Source organism: Achromobacter veterisilvae (genome assembly GCF_900496975.1).
GTDB classification, from domain to species: Bacteria; Pseudomonadota; Gammaproteobacteria; order Burkholderiales; family Burkholderiaceae_B; genus Achromobacter; species Achromobacter veterisilvae.
Map to the genome: position 1 here is coordinate 149,847 of NZ_UFQC01000009.1, position 14,690 is coordinate 164,536.

General features: G+C 67.5%; 13 protein-coding genes. 6 read left to right on the plus strand and 7 right to left on the minus strand.

Features of this window, described 5'->3' with window-relative positions; all coding sequences use genetic code 11:
* Positions 1–12: 12 nt before the first annotated feature.
* On the plus strand, positions 13–522 hold the full coding sequence (locus AVE30378_RS10455; protein ID WP_129240785.1) for a winged helix DNA-binding protein: 510 nt from the start codon (positions 13–15) through the stop codon (positions 520–522).
* Positions 523–615: 93 nt separating this feature from the next.
* Positions 616–4,236: a hydantoinase B/oxoprolinase family protein gene (locus AVE30378_RS10460; RefSeq protein WP_129240786.1), complete on the plus strand. Its 3,621-nt coding sequence runs from the start codon at positions 616–618 to the stop codon at positions 4,234–4,236.
* A gap of 177 nt (positions 4,237–4,413) precedes the next feature.
* On the opposite strand, the gene AVE30378_RS10465 is transcribed toward AVE30378_RS10460, so the two are convergent.
* Positions 4,414–5,454: a C45 family autoproteolytic acyltransferase/hydrolase gene (locus AVE30378_RS10465; RefSeq protein ID WP_129240787.1), complete on the minus strand. Its 1,041-nt coding sequence runs from the start codon at positions 5,452–5,454 to the stop codon at positions 4,414–4,416.
* A 165-nt stretch (positions 5,455–5,619) separates the two neighbouring features.
* On the opposite strand from AVE30378_RS10465, the gene glnH reads away from it, so the two are divergent.
* The 3 genes from glnH to glnQ all read left to right on the plus strand — a co-directional run bounded on the left by glnH (position 5,620) and on the right by glnQ (position 7,842).
* Positions 5,620–6,372, plus strand: a complete 753-nt coding sequence (gene glnH / locus AVE30378_RS10470) for a glutamine ABC transporter substrate-binding protein GlnH (RefSeq protein WP_129240788.1) — start codon at positions 5,620–5,622, stop codon at positions 6,370–6,372.
* Positions 6,373–6,460: 88 nt separating this feature from the next.
* Positions 6,461–7,117, plus strand: coding sequence for a glutamine ABC transporter permease GlnP (glnP, locus tag AVE30378_RS10475; protein WP_129240789.1), 657 nt, complete (start codon positions 6,461–6,463; stop codon positions 7,115–7,117).
* Entirely contained in the window at positions 7,114–7,842 is a 729-nt protein-coding gene (glnQ, locus tag AVE30378_RS10480) for a glutamine ABC transporter ATP-binding protein GlnQ (RefSeq protein WP_129240790.1), read from the plus strand. The genes glnP and glnQ overlap by 4 nt, the downstream gene beginning before the upstream one ends.
* A 166-nt stretch (positions 7,843–8,008) precedes the next feature.
* On the opposite strand, the gene AVE30378_RS10485 is transcribed toward glnQ, so the two are convergent.
* The 5 genes from AVE30378_RS10485 to AVE30378_RS10505 form a co-directional block, all read right to left on the minus strand.
* The gene (locus AVE30378_RS10485; protein WP_129240791.1) at positions 8,009–10,303 is read right to left on the minus strand and encodes a RelA/SpoT family protein; all 2,295 of its coding nucleotides are present in this window, start codon (positions 10,301–10,303) and stop codon (positions 8,009–8,011) included.
* 22 nt (positions 10,304–10,325) lie between these two features.
* Complete coding sequence (gene rpoZ / locus AVE30378_RS10490) at positions 10,326–10,529, minus strand: DNA-directed RNA polymerase subunit omega (RefSeq protein WP_006219679.1); 204 nt, start codon at positions 10,527–10,529, stop codon at positions 10,326–10,328.
* Positions 10,530–10,573: 44 nt separating this feature from the next.
* Complete coding sequence (gene gmk / locus AVE30378_RS10495) at positions 10,574–11,206, minus strand: guanylate kinase (protein WP_129240792.1); 633 nt, start codon at positions 11,204–11,206, stop codon at positions 10,574–10,576.
* Between the two features lie 93 nt (positions 11,207–11,299).
* Positions 11,300–12,220 (minus strand): c-type cytochrome, encoded by a 921-nt coding sequence (locus AVE30378_RS10500; RefSeq protein ID WP_129240793.1) that lies wholly within the window; start codon positions 12,218–12,220, stop codon positions 11,300–11,302.
* Complete coding sequence (locus tag AVE30378_RS10505; protein ID WP_129240794.1) at positions 12,217–12,909, minus strand: c-type cytochrome; 693 nt, start codon at positions 12,907–12,909, stop codon at positions 12,217–12,219. The genes AVE30378_RS10500 and AVE30378_RS10505 overlap by 4 nt, the downstream gene beginning before the upstream one ends.
* Before the next feature lie 205 nt (positions 12,910–13,114).
* On the opposite strand from AVE30378_RS10505, the gene AVE30378_RS10510 reads away from it, so the two are divergent.
* Positions 13,115–13,885 (plus strand): SDR family oxidoreductase, encoded by a 771-nt coding sequence (locus AVE30378_RS10510; protein WP_129240795.1) that lies wholly within the window; start codon positions 13,115–13,117, stop codon positions 13,883–13,885.
* Positions 13,886–13,961: 76 nt separating this feature from the next.
* On the opposite strand, the gene AVE30378_RS10515 is transcribed toward AVE30378_RS10510, so the two are convergent.
* The gene (locus tag AVE30378_RS10515; RefSeq protein WP_129240796.1) at positions 13,962–14,561 is read right to left on the minus strand and encodes a C40 family peptidase; all 600 of its coding nucleotides are present in this window, start codon (positions 14,559–14,561) and stop codon (positions 13,962–13,964) included.
* Between the last annotated feature and the right edge of the window lie 129 nt (positions 14,562–14,690).

Genomic DNA, 14,690 nt, shown 5'->3' on the forward strand with positions numbered 1-14,690 from the left:
TTTGCGCCTCCTATGACCTCCGCTTTGATCGCATCCTCGGCCCACCTCGCCGGCGGCAGCGCGCCCGACCTGTCCGAGGTGGAGTTCGGGCTGATGATCGCCAGCCACGCCTTCGACCGCTGGACCGTGCGCTGCATGGCGGCGGCGGGCCTGCCCGACCTGACGCCCACCGACGTGATGGTGTTCCATCACGTCTACCACCGCCAGCGTCCCAAGAAGCTGGCGGACATCTGCTTCACGCTGAACGTCGAAGACACCCACATCGTCAACTATGCGCTCAAGAAACTGGAGCGCATCGGCGTGGTCAAGGGCGAACGCAGCAGCAAGGAAGTGTTCTACAGCGTGACGGACGAGGGCGCGGCCGTCCTCAAGCGCTATGCCGAAATCCGCGAGCAATGCCTGACCTCCGGCCTGGACGCGCCGGGCGGGGGCGGGCTGGAATTCAGCCGCCAATTGGCGCATACGCTGCGCGCGCTGTCGGGCCTGTACGACCAGGCGGCGCGGGCGGCCACCTCTCTCTGAGCTGCATTCATCAACATCCGGGGCATGCCCCGTCATCAGCAACCCGCCCGCGGCCCTGCGCGCCGCGGCGGCCTCTTGTACTCGAGGACACCTATGAAGTGGCAATTCTGGATTGATCGTGGGGGCACCTTTACCGACATCGTGGCGCGCCAGCCCGACGGCACCACCACCACCGCGAAGATGCTGTCGGAAAACCCCGAGCAGTACCGCGACGCGGCGGTCGCCGGCATCCGCAAGCTGCTGGGCATCGCGCCCGGGCAGCCGGTGCCGGCCGATCAGGTCGAATGCGTGAAAATGGGCACCACGGTGGCCACCAACGCGCTGCTCGAACGCAAGGGCGAGCGCACCTTGCTGGTGACCACGCGGGGCTTCCGGGACGGCCTGCGCATCGCGTACCAGAACCGGCCGCGCCTGTTCGACCGCAATGTCATGCTGCCCGAAATGCTGTACGAGTCGGTGTTCGAGGCCGACGAGCGCGTGGCGGCCGACGGCGAGGTGATCCGCGAACTGGACGAGGCCGGCCTGCGCGCCGGCATGCAGGCCGCCTACGACGCGGGCATCCGCGCCGTCGCGATCGTCTTCATGCATGCCTGGCACACGCCCGAACACGAGGCGCGCGCCGCCCGCATCGCCCGCGATATCGGCTTTCCGCAGGTGTCGGCCTCGCACGAGGTCAGCCCGCTGATCAAGTTCGTCTCGCGCGGCGATACCACGGTGGTGGACGCCTACCTGTCGCCCATCCTGAAGCGCTATGTGGACCAGGTGGCCGGCGAACTGCCGGGCGTGCGGCTGATGTTCATGCAATCGAGCGGCGGCCTGACGGACGCGCACCGCTTCCGCGGCAAGGACGCGATCCTGTCCGGGCCAGCCGGCGGCATCGTCGGCATGGTGCGCACCAGCGAGGCCGCGGGTTTTCCGAAGGTCATCGGCTTCGACATGGGCGGCACCTCCACCGACGTGTCGCACTATGCCGGCGAGTTCGAGCGCGAATTCGAAACCCAGGTGGCCGGCGTGCGCATGCGCGCGCCGATGATGAGCATCCATACCGTGGCCGCAGGCGGCGGCTCGATCCTGCATTTCGACGGCGCGCGCCTGCGCGTGGGGCCCGATTCCGCGGGCGCGAACCCCGGTCCGGCGTGCTACCGCCGCGGCGGCCCGCTGGCCGTGACGGACTGCAACGTGCTGCTGGGAAAGATCCAGCCCGACTTCTTTCCCAAGGTCTTCGGCCCGGACGCCAACGAACCGCTGGACCGCGACGCGGTCGTCCAGCGCTTCCAGGCCATGGCCGACGAAGTGCGCGCCTCCACCGGCCGCGACATGACGCCCGAGCAACTGGCCGAGGGCTTTCTCGAAATCGCCGTGGGCAACATGGCCGAAGCCATCAAGCGCATCTCGGTGCAGCGCGGCCATGACGTGACCGAGTACGCGCTGACCGTGTTCGGCGGCGCGGGCGGCCAGCACGCCTGCCTGGTCGCCGATGCGCTGGGCATGACCACGGTTTTCGCGCATCCGCTGGGCGGCGTGCTGTCGGCCTACGGCATGGGCCTGGCCGACCAGACCGACATGCGGCAGAAGACGGTCGAGAAGATCCTCGACGCGGATCTGATGCGGGCGCTCGAGGGCGAACTGGACGAACTGGCGGGCCAGGCGGTCGGCGAATTGCGCCGCCAGCACGTGGCCGAAAGCGATATCGGCGTCCAGCGCCGCCTGCACCTGAAGTACCGCGGCACCGACACGGCGCTGGAAGTGGCCTATTCGGACCTGGAGCAGGCGCGCAAGGATTTCGAGGCGGCCTACCGCCAGCGCTATTCCTTCCTGATGCCGAACCGCGAGCTGGTGGTGGAGACCATTTCGGTCGAGGCCACCGGCGGCGGCGAACGCGTCGCCGAAGCCGCCGCGTCCCGCGTGCGCGAGGGCGCGCTTGCCGCCCGCCGCAAGGTCCAGATGTACAGCGGCGGCGCCTGGCGCGACACGCCGCTGTACGTGCGCGAGGACATGGCGGGCGGCGACGTGGTGGCGGGGCCCGCCATCATCTCGGAGCCCAACCAGACGACGGTGGTCGAGGCCGGCTGGCAGGCCGAGCTGACGCGGCAGGACCATTTCGTGATCCGCCGCGTCGAGGCCCGTCCGGAACGCCGCGCCGTCGGCACCCAGGCCGATCCGGTCATGCTGGAGGTATTCAACAACCTCTTCATGTCGATCGCCGAGCAGATGGGCTACCGCCTGCAGAACACGGCCTATTCGGTGAACATCAAGGAGCGCCTGGACTTCTCCTGCGCGATCTTCGACGCCCAGGCCCGCCTGATCGCCAACGCGCCGCACATGCCGGTGCACCTGGGCTCCATGGGCGAGTCGGTGCGCACGGTCATGAACGCCAATGCCGGCCGCATGATGCCGGGCGACGCCTACGTGGTGAACGACCCGTACCACGGCGGCACGCACCTGCCCGACGTGACGGTCATTACGCCGGTGTTCGACCGCGGCGGGCGCGAGATCCTGTTCTACGTGGGGTCGCGCGGCCACCATGCCGACATCGGCGGCACCACGCCCGGTTCCATGCCGCCCGATTCGAAGACGGTGGAAGACGAAGGCGTGCTCTTCACCAACTTCCAGCTCGTGAAGAACGGCGAGTTTCGCGAACAGGCCGCGCGCGACATCCTGGGCTCGGGCCGCTGGCCCGCGCGCAACCCGGACCAGAACATCGCCGACATGCACGCGCAGATCGCCGCCAACGAGAAGGGCGTGCAGGAACTGCTGCGCATGTGCGACCACTTCGGCCTGGACGTGGTGCGCGCCTACATGGGGCACGTGCAGGACAACGCCGAGGAGGCCGTGCGCCGCGTGATCTCGGTGCTGAAGGACGGCAGCTACGAATACCCGCTGGACAACGGCGCGGTGATCCGCGTGGCGGTGCGGGTGGACACCGCGGCGCGCAGCGCCGTGGTGGACTTCACCGGCACGTCGCCGCAGTTGGACAACAACTTCAACGCGCCCGGCGCGATCGCCGTGGCGGCGGTGCTGTACGTGTTCCGCACCCTGGTCAACGACGACATCCCGCTGAACGACGGCTGCCTCGTGCCGCTGTCCATCATCCTGCCGGAAGGCTCGATGCTGCGCCCGAACCCGCCGGCTTCGGTGGTGGCGGGCAACGTGGAAACGTCGATGTGCATCGTCAACGCGCTGTACGGCGCGCTAGGCGTGCTGGCCGCCAGCCAGGGCACGATGAACAACTTCACGTTCGGCAACGCGCGCCACCAGTACTACGAGACCATCTCGGGCGGCACGGGCGCCGGCCCGGTCCGCATCGACGCCGCGGGTCCGCGCGACGAGGGCTTCGCCGGCACGTCGGTGGTGCAGGCGCACATGACCAACTCGCGCCTGACGGATCCGGAAGTGCTGGAGTTCCGCTTCCCGGTGCGCCTGGAATCCTACGAGATCCGCAAGGGCTCGGGCGGGGCGGGGCGCTATCCCGGCGGCGAGGGCGGCGTGCGCCGCATCCGCTTCCTGGAGGACATGACCGCCGCCATCCTGTCGAACAACCGCCGCTATGCGCCGTTCGGCCTGGCGGGCGGGCAGCCCGGCGCGATGGGCCGCAATTCGGTCGAGCGCGCCGACGGCACCGTCGAGGAACTGGGCCCGCAGGACAGCGCGCAACTGCGGCCCGGCGACGTGTTCGTGATCGAAACACCGGGAGGCGGCGGGTACGGGCTGTAGGATGGGTGGAGCGCGGCAGTTCCTGGGTAAGAACCCCGATGCTCAACGCGCGAAACCCATGCGGCAGGAAATAGACTGTGTTGGTCATCGGCCAAAAAACAGTCTGCCCACGGCAGCATGGGTTTCGCGCGTTGAGCATCGGAGTTCTTGCTTAAGAACTCTCGCGCTCCACCCATCCTACGCCTCATCCGGGTCGGACATCACGTCCAGAGCGATGTCGGCCTTGTCCTTGCGGTCGTAGACCCGCAGCGTGACCTCGTCGTCGCGGATCTCGAAGACCGCGGTGGCCAGGGTGTTCTCGTCGTCGGGGTCGTCCGGCGCGGTGCGCAGGATGGGCAGTTCGCCTTCGGTATCGTGCAGCGCGGCGAGCAGGTCCGCGCTGCCGGTCCCGGCCGACCAGCCGTCCACGATTCTTTCGATGCGGTTTTGCCGCGCCCGCGACGAATCGGTCACGATCTGCGCCAGCCCGCGGGTCTCGGCGTGCACCATGTGGTTGGCGTGCCCGTAGCGGGTGCCGGTTTCGAGGATGGAGATGGCGCCCGGCGCGGTCTCGACGCTGAAGAGCCGGGGATCGCCGGCGGCGCCCAGCAGATGGTGGAAGCCGCCCGCGTGGGGCAGGTCGCGCAGCAGCGCGAGGGCGTCGTCCAGCGTGGCGCAATCCAGCGCCGCGCGCGCCAGCAGCATGCGCGGCACGCCGGGATGCCGTTGCCGCGTGCGCAGGTTGTTGATGGTCTGGACCAGGCCGGCGCGGTTCGCGCCGAAGGTGTGCCCGGGCAGGGAGCCGGGATAGTAGAAGCTGAGGTAGCCGGGCGCGTCGTCCAGCGCCACGTCGACCAGATGGCAGCGCCCGCGCAGATACGGGTCGCCGTCTTCGTTGTGCGCGATCCAGCGCGCGCCGTCCGCGGTCTTCAGCGCCACCGAGGTGCAGCCGTCGGCCGTGCTGTGCAGCAGGTCGCCGCGGCAGTGCCAGAGCAGCACGTCCTCGACCGGCAGGCGCAGTCCTTCGGCCAGCCCCTCCAGCTCTTCCCAGACGGCGGGCAGCGCCGCCCGCGCCTGCTGCGCGAGTTCCTCCAGGAAGGGGTGGCCGCGCCATGGCCGCAGGGCCTCCCAGGCGCCGCTTTGCTCCAGATACGCGGACATGATGGGGCGGGCAAGCTTGCCCAGCGCCAGGCCGACCTGGCGCCGGTTTCCGGCGATGCGTACGTACTTGTAGGCCATGGGGATTCTCCGGGTGTCCTGCGGATTGTAATTTTTCTAAGCTCTGCCGGGTGGGGACGGATGCGTTAAGATTCCCGGTAAGTTGCTCCGGAGATCCCGGCGCGGCCCAGGAATCATGCCCTACAACAACCCCGGGGTGCCGACGGTCCCCAAGAGGAGAGTTTCATGATCAAACGCAAAGTCGCCGCCGCGCTGGTCGGCCTGTCCGTGGCCATGTTCGGCGCCGTTTCCGGCGCCCACGCCCAGGGCAAGGAACTGGTGGTGGCCACCGATACCGCTTTCGTTCCGTTCGAATTCAAGCAGGGCAACACCTATACGGGCTTCGACGTGGATCTCTGGGCGGCCATCGCCAAGGAACTCAACCTGAAGTACAAGCTGCAGCCGATGGACTTCGCCGGCATCATTCCCGGCCTGCAGACCAAGAACATCGACGCCGCGCTGGCCGGCATCACGATCCGCGACGACCGCAAGAAGGTCATCGACTTCTCCGACCCCTACTACGAAAGCGGCCTGGCCATCCTGGTGGGCGAGAAGAACACCGACATCAAGGATGCCGCGTCCCTGGCCGGCAAGACCGTCGCCGTCAAGACCGGCACCGCCACCGTGGACTTCCTGAAGGCCCAGGTGCCGGGAGCCAAGCTCAAGCTGTTCCCGAACATCGACAACGCCTATCTCGAACTGGCCACGGGCCGCGTGGACGCCGCCGTGCACGACACCCCCAACGTCCAGTACTACGCCAACACGGCGGGCAAGGGCCGCGTGAAGGTCATCGGATCGGTCAAGAGCGGCGACTTCTACGGCATCGCCTTCCCCAAGGGCAGCGACCTGGTTCCGCAAGTGAACAAGGCGCTCGCCACGCTGAAGGCCAACGGCCAGTACGACGCCATCTACGAGAAGTGGTTCGGCAAGAAGCCCTGACCGCCGGGTTCGAATCGCTTTCGGGGCGCCCGCCTTCCGCGGGCGCCGGCCGTAGCCGGCCGCAACGCCGGAACCAGGGGGGAACATCGTGGAGTTCGACTGGGCTGTAATCAGAGACGCGCTACCCAATCTGCTCGAGGGTACGCTGATGACCATCAAGATCACCTTCTGGGGCTTGTTCGGCGGTTTCCTGCTGGGGGCGCTGTCGGGCGTGACGCGCGCCTACGGGCATCCCATCCTGTCGGCGATCGCGCAGATCTACGTCGCGGTCATCCGCGGCACCCCGATAGTCGTGCAGGTGATGTTCATCTACTTCGCCTTGCCCTTGCTGGCCGACATCCGGGTGGACGCGGAATGGGCCGCGATCGCCACGCTCATCATCAATTCGGGCGCGTACATTTCCGAGATCGTGCGCGGCTCGCTGCTGTCGGTGCACAAGGGCCTGAAGGAAGCCGGGCAGGCCATGGGGCTGCCGTTCCATAAAATCCTCTTCCACATCATCGGGCCGGTGGCGTTTCGCCGCATGATTCCGCCGCTGGGCAACCAGTGCATCATCAGCCTGAAGGATTCCTCGCTCTTCATCGTGATCGGCGTGGCCGAACTGACCCGCCAGGGCCAGGAAATCATGGCGAGCAACTTCCGCGCGGTCGAGATCTGGTCCGCGGTGGCCATCGTCTACCTGATCCTGACGGGCCTGATGGCGCTGGGCCTGCACCTGGTGGAAAAGAGGATGCGCATACTATGAGCATGGTTGAATTCCACAACGTCACCAAGCGCTTCGGCGAATCCACGGTGCTCGACGGCATTTCGCTGAACATCGACGCGGGCGAGGTCGTGGTGGTGGTCGGCCCGTCCGGATCCGGCAAGTCCACTTTCCTGCGCTGTATCAACGTGCTCGAGACCATCAACGACGGCGACCTGCTGGTCGATGGTCTGAGCGTGAAGGGCGGGGCGGCGCAAGTGCGCGAGATCCGGCGCGAAGCGGGCATGGTGTTCCAGCAGTTCAACCTGTTTCCGCAGATGACGGCGCTGGAAAACGTCATGTTCGGGCCGGTGCACACGCGCGGCCAGGGCCGCGCCGAAGCGCGCAAGCTGGCCGAGAGCCTGTTGGCCAAGGTCGGGCTGGCCGAGCGCATGAACCACTATCCGGCCGAACTCTCCGGCGGCCAGCAGCAGCGCGTCGCGATCGCTCGCGCGCTGGCGATCAAGCCCAAGCTGATGCTGTTCGACGAGCCCACTTCGGCGCTGGACCCCGAACTGCGCCACGAAGTCCTCAAGGTCATGCGCGATCTGGCGGAAGAGGGCATGACCATGGTGGTCGTGACGCACGAAATGGAATTCGCGCGCAAAGTGGGAAGCCGGTTGATCTTCATCGACGCCGGCAAGATCGCCCACGACGGCCCGCCGGCCGAACTGCTGAGCAATCCGCCGAGCCAGCGGTTGAAGGATTTCTTGCAGCACGTGGCTTGAGGTCGGATGGGTGTCTGACACCCGTGGGCGTATGCTCGGCTTGGAGCGGCGTCTCGTAGGGGTGTCAGACACCTGGCCACCCCGTCAAGGTGTCTGACACCCCTACGAGACGGCCTTCAAGTAGCAACAACGTTTCCCGGGTGTCTGACACCCCCACAACAAAAAACTACCCCTTCACCCGCACGATCTTCTGCACCTGCGGCACGTGCCGGATGGCGCGGATGACCTGCGCCAGGTGCTTGCGGCTGTCCACCTGGATCGTCAGATGCAGGGATACGGTCGAGACCGCGTCGTCGTGCATGGTGACGTGCATGATGTTGGCGTCCGCCGCGGTGACTTCCGCGGCCAGCCGCCCCAGCACGCCGCGTTCGTTGCGCGTGACGATGTCCAGGCGGGTGGCCAGGTGCTTGGCCGTGTGGGCGTCCCAGCCCACGTTGATCCAGCGTTCCGGTTCGCGCAGGCGCTGGCGCAGGGCGACGGGGCAGTCGGCCGTATGCACCACCAGCCCGTGCCCCATGCGCATGCCCGCGACGATGGGGTCGCCGGGCAGCGGGCCGCAGCAAGGCGCCAATTGCACGGCCTGGCCTTCGTTGCCCTGGATGAGGATGGGGGCGCTGCGCGCCGAGGTCAGTTCGTCCACGGCCGCGGCCGTGGTGGCGACCAGTTGGTGTTCCGGAGCGAAGCGGCGGGCCACGACGGCCGCCAGGCGCTTGCCCAGCCCGATGTCGGCCAAGATTTCCTCGCGCGAACTGGCGCCGGTGCTGCGCGCCAGCTTCTGCCAGGCCGGGTCGTCGGTGGCGGGCAGCGGCATGTGCAGTTCCTGCATCGCCTGGCCCAGCAGGCGCTCGCCGAAGGCCACCGATTCCTCGTATTTGACCGTGCGCAGATAGTGGCGGATCTCGGAGCGGGCGCGGCCGGTGCGCACATAGTTGAGCCACTGCGCGTTGGGCCGCGAGGCGGGAGACGTGACGATTTCCACCGTGTCGCCGCTATTGAGTTCGGTGCGCAGCGGCACGAACTCGCCGTTGACCTTGGCCGCCACCGCCTGGTTGCCGATGTCGGTGTGGATCGCGTAGGCGAAGTCGACCGGCGTGGCGCCGCGGGGCAGCGAGATGATCTTGCCGCGCGGCGTGAACACGTAGACCGCGTCGGGGAAGAGGTCGACCTTGACGTGTTCCAGGAATTCGCCGGAATCGCCGGTCTGGCTCTGGATGTCCAGCAGCGATTGCAGCCACTGGTGCGTGCGTTTCTGCAGGTCGTTGAGCGTCAGGTCGGCGCCCTTGTAGAGCCAGTGCGAAGCGACGCCTTCTTCCGCCACGTGATGCATGTCGCGCGTGCGGAACTGGAATTCCACCGGCGTGCCGTAGGGCCCGACCAGGGTGGTGTGCAGGGACTGGTAGCCGTTCACCTTGGGAATGGCGATGTAGTCCTTGAACTTGCCGGGCACCGGCCGGTACAACTGGTGCAGCGTGCCCAGCGCCAGGTAGCACTCGGGCAGCGTGTGCACGATGACGCGAAAGCCGTAGATGTCGAGCACGTCGGAGAACGACTTTTTCTGGTCGACCATCTTGCGGTAGATGCCGAACAGCGTCTTTTCGCGGCCGGTGACTTCGGCCTCGATGCCGGCGGCGGGCAGCGCGGCCCGCACCGAATCGGCGATCTTGGTGATGACTTCGCGGCGGTTGCCGCGCGCGGCCAGCACGGCCTTGTACAGCACCTGGTAGCGGTTCGGGTACATCGCCGCGAAGCACAGGTCCTGCAGTTCGCGGAACAGCAGGTTCAGGCCCAGGCGGTGCGCGATGGGCGCGTAGATGTCCAGCGTCTCGCGCGCGATGCGCCGGCGCTTCTCGGGGTTGACCGCGTCCAGCGTGCGCATGTTGTGCAGGCGGTCGGCCAGCTTGATGAGGATGACGCGCACGTCGCGGGCCATCGCCAGCAGCATCTTGCGGAAGCTTTCGGCCTGCTGTTCGGCCTTGGTGGCGAAGTCCAGGCGGTCCAGCTTGGACAGGCCGTCGACCAGCTCGGCGACTTCAGGGCCGAATTTCTCGGCCAGCTCGTGCTTGGCGATGCCCTGGTCTTCCATCACGTCGTGGAGCAGGGCGGCCGACAAGGCGTTCACGTCGAGCTTCCAGCCCGCGCAGATCTCGGTGACGGCGATGGGATGCGAAATGTAGGGCGAGCCGCTGGCGCGGAACTGGCCCAGGTGCGCCTGGTCCGCGAAGCGGTAGGCTTCGCGCACGCGTTCTACATCTTTCTTGTCGAGATAGCTGCCGATGATTTCGGTCAGCGGCGCCAGCGAAGCGACCGGAGAGGCGGTCGCGTCCGCCGCTTCCTGGGCGGCGACGGACGGCGGCGCGGGGGGATTCTTGTCTTTCTTGCCCGTACGGCGCCCAAGGCGGGAGCCGGCGCGCAGCGCGGCAAGCAGACCAGAGGAAGCGTACTTCAGCCCGGGAAAAGCCATGCTTGCCGCCCCCCGGAGATGATCAGGTGGGAACTTTACGCAGCATTTCCACGCCGGTTAGGCCGCCCGCGATTTCGCGCAGGGCAGTGACCGTGGGCTTGTCTTTGCTGTCCAGGCGCGGGGCATGGCCTTGCGCCAGCTCGCGAGCGCGGTAGGTTGCGGCCAGCGTGAGCTTGAAACGATTGGGGATTTGATTCAGACAGTCTTCGACGGTAATGCGAGCCATTAGGACACCTGGTGCTGATGGAGGATAGGGAGAATGCGTTCGGCTCAGTGTTCGGCCGGGATGCCGAGTTGCGAGAACAACTGGCTGTGGCGGGCGGCCTGAGACGAAAAACGCAGCCGCGCGGCGCTGACGATTTGAGTCAGTTCCGACAAGGCTACGCTAAATTCTTGATTAATAATAACATATTCGCATTCAGGCGCGTGGGCGATTTCGCCGCCCGCGGCCATCAGCCGGCGCGCGATGACTTGCGGTTCATCCTGGCCGCGCGCCTTCAGCCGGCTTTCGAGTTCTTCGATGGACGGCGGCAGCACGAATACGCCGATCGCGCCCGGGAAACGCTGCTTGACCTGGCGCGCGCCCTGCCAGTCGATTTCGAGCAGCACGTCGCGCCCGGCGCGCGTGGCTTCGTCGATGCGGTCCCGCGGCGTGCCGTAGAAATTGCCATGCACTTCCGCCCATTCCAGCAGGTTCTGGCCGTCGCGCAGGCGCTGGAATTCCTCGGTGGACACGAAGCGGTATTCGCGGCCGTCTTCTTCGCCGGGGCGGGGCGCGCGGGTGGTGCTGGAAATGGAAAGCAGGATGGAGGGGTCTTGCTGCAGCAAGGCCTTGACCAGGCTGGACTTGCCGGCGCCGCTGGGCGCGACGACCATGAAGACGTTTCCGGGGTTGGCGTGCATGGATTGTGACTGAGGCGTAATGCTGAGACTGCAAGGATAGCAAATCGCGCGGCCCGGCAGGAGGAAAACCCCGCCGCGCCGCGCGATGCGTCGTCAGCCGCCGGCCCCGGAGGCGGCCGCGTTCAGCCTGCCGCCCGGCGCGGGCGCGCCGCTGCCCAGCAGGTGGCCGTTGACTTCGATGCCGTACAGGGAGTCGTCGGAGTCGTGGTACTTGGCGCGGGTCGCGGCGACCGACTCCGCGTAGCGCGGATCCTGCGGACGTTCATGCGCGTTCATGAAGTAGGCGACGTTCCAGGCTTCCTGGTCGCTCAGCATGCCGGCCTGCCCGAGCGGCATGTTGGCCTTGATGAAGCCGGCGGCGTTGCCGATCTGGTGCATGCCCGCGCCCCAGTTGAAGGAATCCGGCCCCCACAGGGCCGGGAAGACCCAGTGCTTGCCGTTCTTCTGGCCCTGGCCTTCGGCCCCGTGGCAGACCGCGCAGTACTGCGCGTAGACTTCGCCGCCGCGCAGGTAGTCGGCCTTGCGGGCGGGCGGCGGCAGCTTGCGGTAGCCCTGGCCCTCCAGCGCCACGCCGGTGGGCGCCTTGCTCGCCAGCCAGAACATATAGGTCTGCAACGCGGTCAGCGTGGGGTCGTCCGCCGGCGGCGCCTTGCCGTTCATGCTGAAGCGGAAGCAGCCTTGCAGGCGCTCGGCCAGCGTGTTGACGTGGCCGTTCTTGGCGCGGTAGGCGGGGTACAGGACGTAGGCCGCCCACATCGGCGCCGAATCGGGCCGGCGGCCCGCGTCGAGGTGGCAACTGGCGCAGTTCAGGTCGTTGCCGACGAACTTGCCGGCCAGTTGCGGCGTGTGCAGGAAAATCTGCTCGCCCTCGCGCACGGTTTTGCCGAACTCGGTGTCGGGCAGGGAAGCGGCCGACGGCGGGGTGAAGGCGGGGCGCGGTTCTGCGGCGTGCAGGGACGCGGACGCGGCCAGGCCGGCGGCGGCGAACAGGAGGCGCAGGCGGATGGCGGTCATTGCTTGGCTCCTGCGGAGGCGCTGGCGGATTCCGCCGTCTTGGGCAGGCCGGCGTAGTAGGCGGACACGGCGTCGATTTCGTCCTCGGACAGACGGGTGGCCACGGCCGGCATCAGGCCCAGCGGGCCGGGCGGGCGCTGGCCCTGGCGCCAGGCGCGCAACTGGCCCGCGATGTAGGCGGCGGGCTGCCCGGCCAGGGCGGGGAAGTTTTCGCCCACGCCGATGCCGCCGGGTCCATGGCATTGATTACAGGCCGGCACGTTCTTGTCCCAGGCGCCGCGGGTGGCCAGCCAGGCGCCGGCGTCCGCCGGCCTGGCCGGATGCATGGCGGTCGCGGCCAGCCGGTCGGTGTCCAGCGGCGAGGGGAGCGCGGCGTAGTACCGCGCCACGGCTAGGCGCTGCGCGGGATCCAGCGCCTTGGCCGTGGCGGCCATCAGGGGGCTGACGCGCGAGCCGTTGGCCATGGCGTTCAACTGTTCCTCCAGGTACCGGCCGCCCATGCCCGCCAATTGCGGGAAACCGGCGGCGGGATTGCCTTCGCCGCGGGCGCCGTGGCAGGTCATACAGGCGGGCGCGCCGTTCGCGCCCTGCGCGCTGATCTGCTTGCCGTCGGGCGCGGGCTGGGCGCCGGCCGCGGCGGCGAACAGCGCGCCCAGGGCGAGCGCGCCGGGGAGGGACCGTGGGGTCATGGAATCTGCTCCGGATTGTTTATTGGATTTTTGGTAATAAGCTAATTTCCGGAAATTATATAAATACTTGCGGCCGATCAATACGAAGATGAAATTTTTGCTTGCGCGCAGCGCGTGAAAAGTGTGTCGCGGCTGGTACCTTCGCTTGCAGCATCGGACAGGCGATTCGGGTAGCATTTCGCGGATCGATAACAGGGAGAATCCGATGCAGACGAACGAGATCGAACCCCCGCGCGTAGCGCTGGTCACTGGCGCCGGCACCGGCATAGGCCGCGCGGTGGCGCTGGAATTCCTGGCGCAAGGCTATCGGGTCGTGCTGGCCGGCCGCCGCCGCGATCCGCTCGAAGCGACTCGCACCGCGGCGGGCGAGGACGGCGTGCGGGCGCTGGTGGTGCCCACGGATGTATCCGACGAGCAGGCCGTGCGCGATCTGTTCGACACCACGCAGCGCGAATACGGCCGCCTGGACGTGCTGTTCAACAACGCGGGGCGCGGCGCGCCGGCCATGCCGATCGAAGAGCTGCCCGTCTCCGTCTGGCGCGAGGTGGTGGACACCAACCTGACCGGCATGTTCCTGTGCGCGCAAGCCGCCATCCGGGTGATGAAGGCTCAAAGCCCGCGCGGCGGCCGCATCATCAACAACGGCTCGATATCCGCGCATGCGCCCCGGCCGTTCTCCATTGCCTATACCGCCACCAAGCATGCGGTGACGGGGCTGACCAAGTCGATTTCGCTGGATTGCCGTCCCTACAACATCGCCTGCGGCCAGATCGACATCGGCAACGCGGCGACCGAGATGACCGAGCGCATGGCGGCCGGCATTCTGCAGGCGGACGGCAGCACCAAGGTGGAGCCGCGCATGGACGTCGCGCACGTGGCGCAGGCGGTCGCCGCGATGGCGCGCCTGCCGCTGGAAGCCAACGTGCAGTTCATGACCATCATGGCCACCAACATGCCCTTTGTCGGGCGGGGCTGAAAACGCCTCCGGCCTGCGGCGGCCCGTCAGTCATGGACGAGCCGCGGCAGGCCGCGGTGCCGCCCCGGGCGCCGTATCAGCGGGGAGAGGCCTGCGCCAGCATCTGGCCCTGTTTCGTATCCAGGTAGCGCCGCGCGCCGACGTAGCGCTTGGTCCAATAGGAATTCTGCATTTCATCCACGCGGACCTTGGTGCCGCGGCGCGGCGCATGGACGAACTTGTTCTGGCCGATGTAGATGCCCACGTGCGAGGTCACGCCGCGGCCGCGGGTGGCGAAGAACACCAGGTCGCCGGGACGCAGTTCCTTCTTGTTGCCGACGGATTCGCCGGCGGTGCGCTGGGCGCGGGCGGTGCGGGGGAGTTCCAGTCCGGCGATCTCGCGGAATACGTACAGCACCAGGCCGCTGCAATCGAAACCTTCGGCGTCGTCTCCGCCCCAGCTATAGGGGGTGCCGATCGCTTCCAGGCCCGCTTGCACCACGCGGTCGCGCAGGGTGGGGACCGTGGGCTCCTGCGCCAGGCGCAGGCCGTTGAGCGTGGGGCGGGCCTGCTCGGACCGGAGGGACGCCTGGGCGGCGTCGGGAATCCAGGAGAGGGTCAGCGCGATGATGGGCGCTGACAGGAATACGGGAATGCGGAAATTGGCAATTCGGGCTTTTCGCGTGGGCGGCGTCATTACGTCACTTCAGGAATTCGGAGTGGGCGGCATGGCTTTGCCTGGGCAGGCAAGCCGGCGGAAAGGGGGCTGTCCCGGGACGCATGACCCAGAATGCCATGGCATTGTAATAGAATAATGTTTCATTAC

Coding starts and splice junctions, on each gene's coding strand:
- AVE30378_RS10510 (WP_129240795.1), top strand. CDS start 13,115: ATGCAGACGAACGAGATCGAACCCCCGCGCGTAGCGCTGGTCACTGGC.
- gmk (WP_129240792.1), bottom strand. CDS start 11,206: ATGCACGCCAACCCCGGAAACGTCTTCATGGTCGTCGCGCCCAGCGGC.
- glnQ (WP_129240790.1), top strand. CDS start 7,114: ATGAGCATGGTTGAATTCCACAACGTCACCAAGCGCTTCGGCGAATCC.
- rpoZ (WP_006219679.1), bottom strand. CDS start 10,529: ATGGCTCGCATTACCGTCGAAGACTGTCTGAATCAAATCCCCAATCGT.
- AVE30378_RS10505 (WP_129240794.1), bottom strand. CDS start 12,909: ATGACCCCACGGTCCCTCCCCGGCGCGCTCGCCCTGGGCGCGCTGTTC.
- AVE30378_RS10485 (WP_129240791.1), bottom strand. CDS start 10,303: ATGGCTTTTCCCGGGCTGAAGTACGCTTCCTCTGGTCTGCTTGCCGCG.
- AVE30378_RS10465 (WP_129240787.1), bottom strand. CDS start 5,454: ATGGCCTACAAGTACGTACGCATCGCCGGAAACCGGCGCCAGGTCGGC.
- AVE30378_RS10455 (WP_129240785.1), top strand. CDS start 13: ATGACCTCCGCTTTGATCGCATCCTCGGCCCACCTCGCCGGCGGCAGC.
- AVE30378_RS10500 (WP_129240793.1), bottom strand. CDS start 12,220: ATGACCGCCATCCGCCTGCGCCTCCTGTTCGCCGCCGCCGGCCTGGCC.
- AVE30378_RS10460 (WP_129240786.1), top strand. CDS start 616: ATGAAGTGGCAATTCTGGATTGATCGTGGGGGCACCTTTACCGACATC.
- AVE30378_RS10515 (WP_129240796.1), bottom strand. CDS start 14,561: ATGACGCCGCCCACGCGAAAAGCCCGAATTGCCAATTTCCGCATTCCC.
- glnH (WP_129240788.1), top strand. CDS start 5,620: ATGATCAAACGCAAAGTCGCCGCCGCGCTGGTCGGCCTGTCCGTGGCC.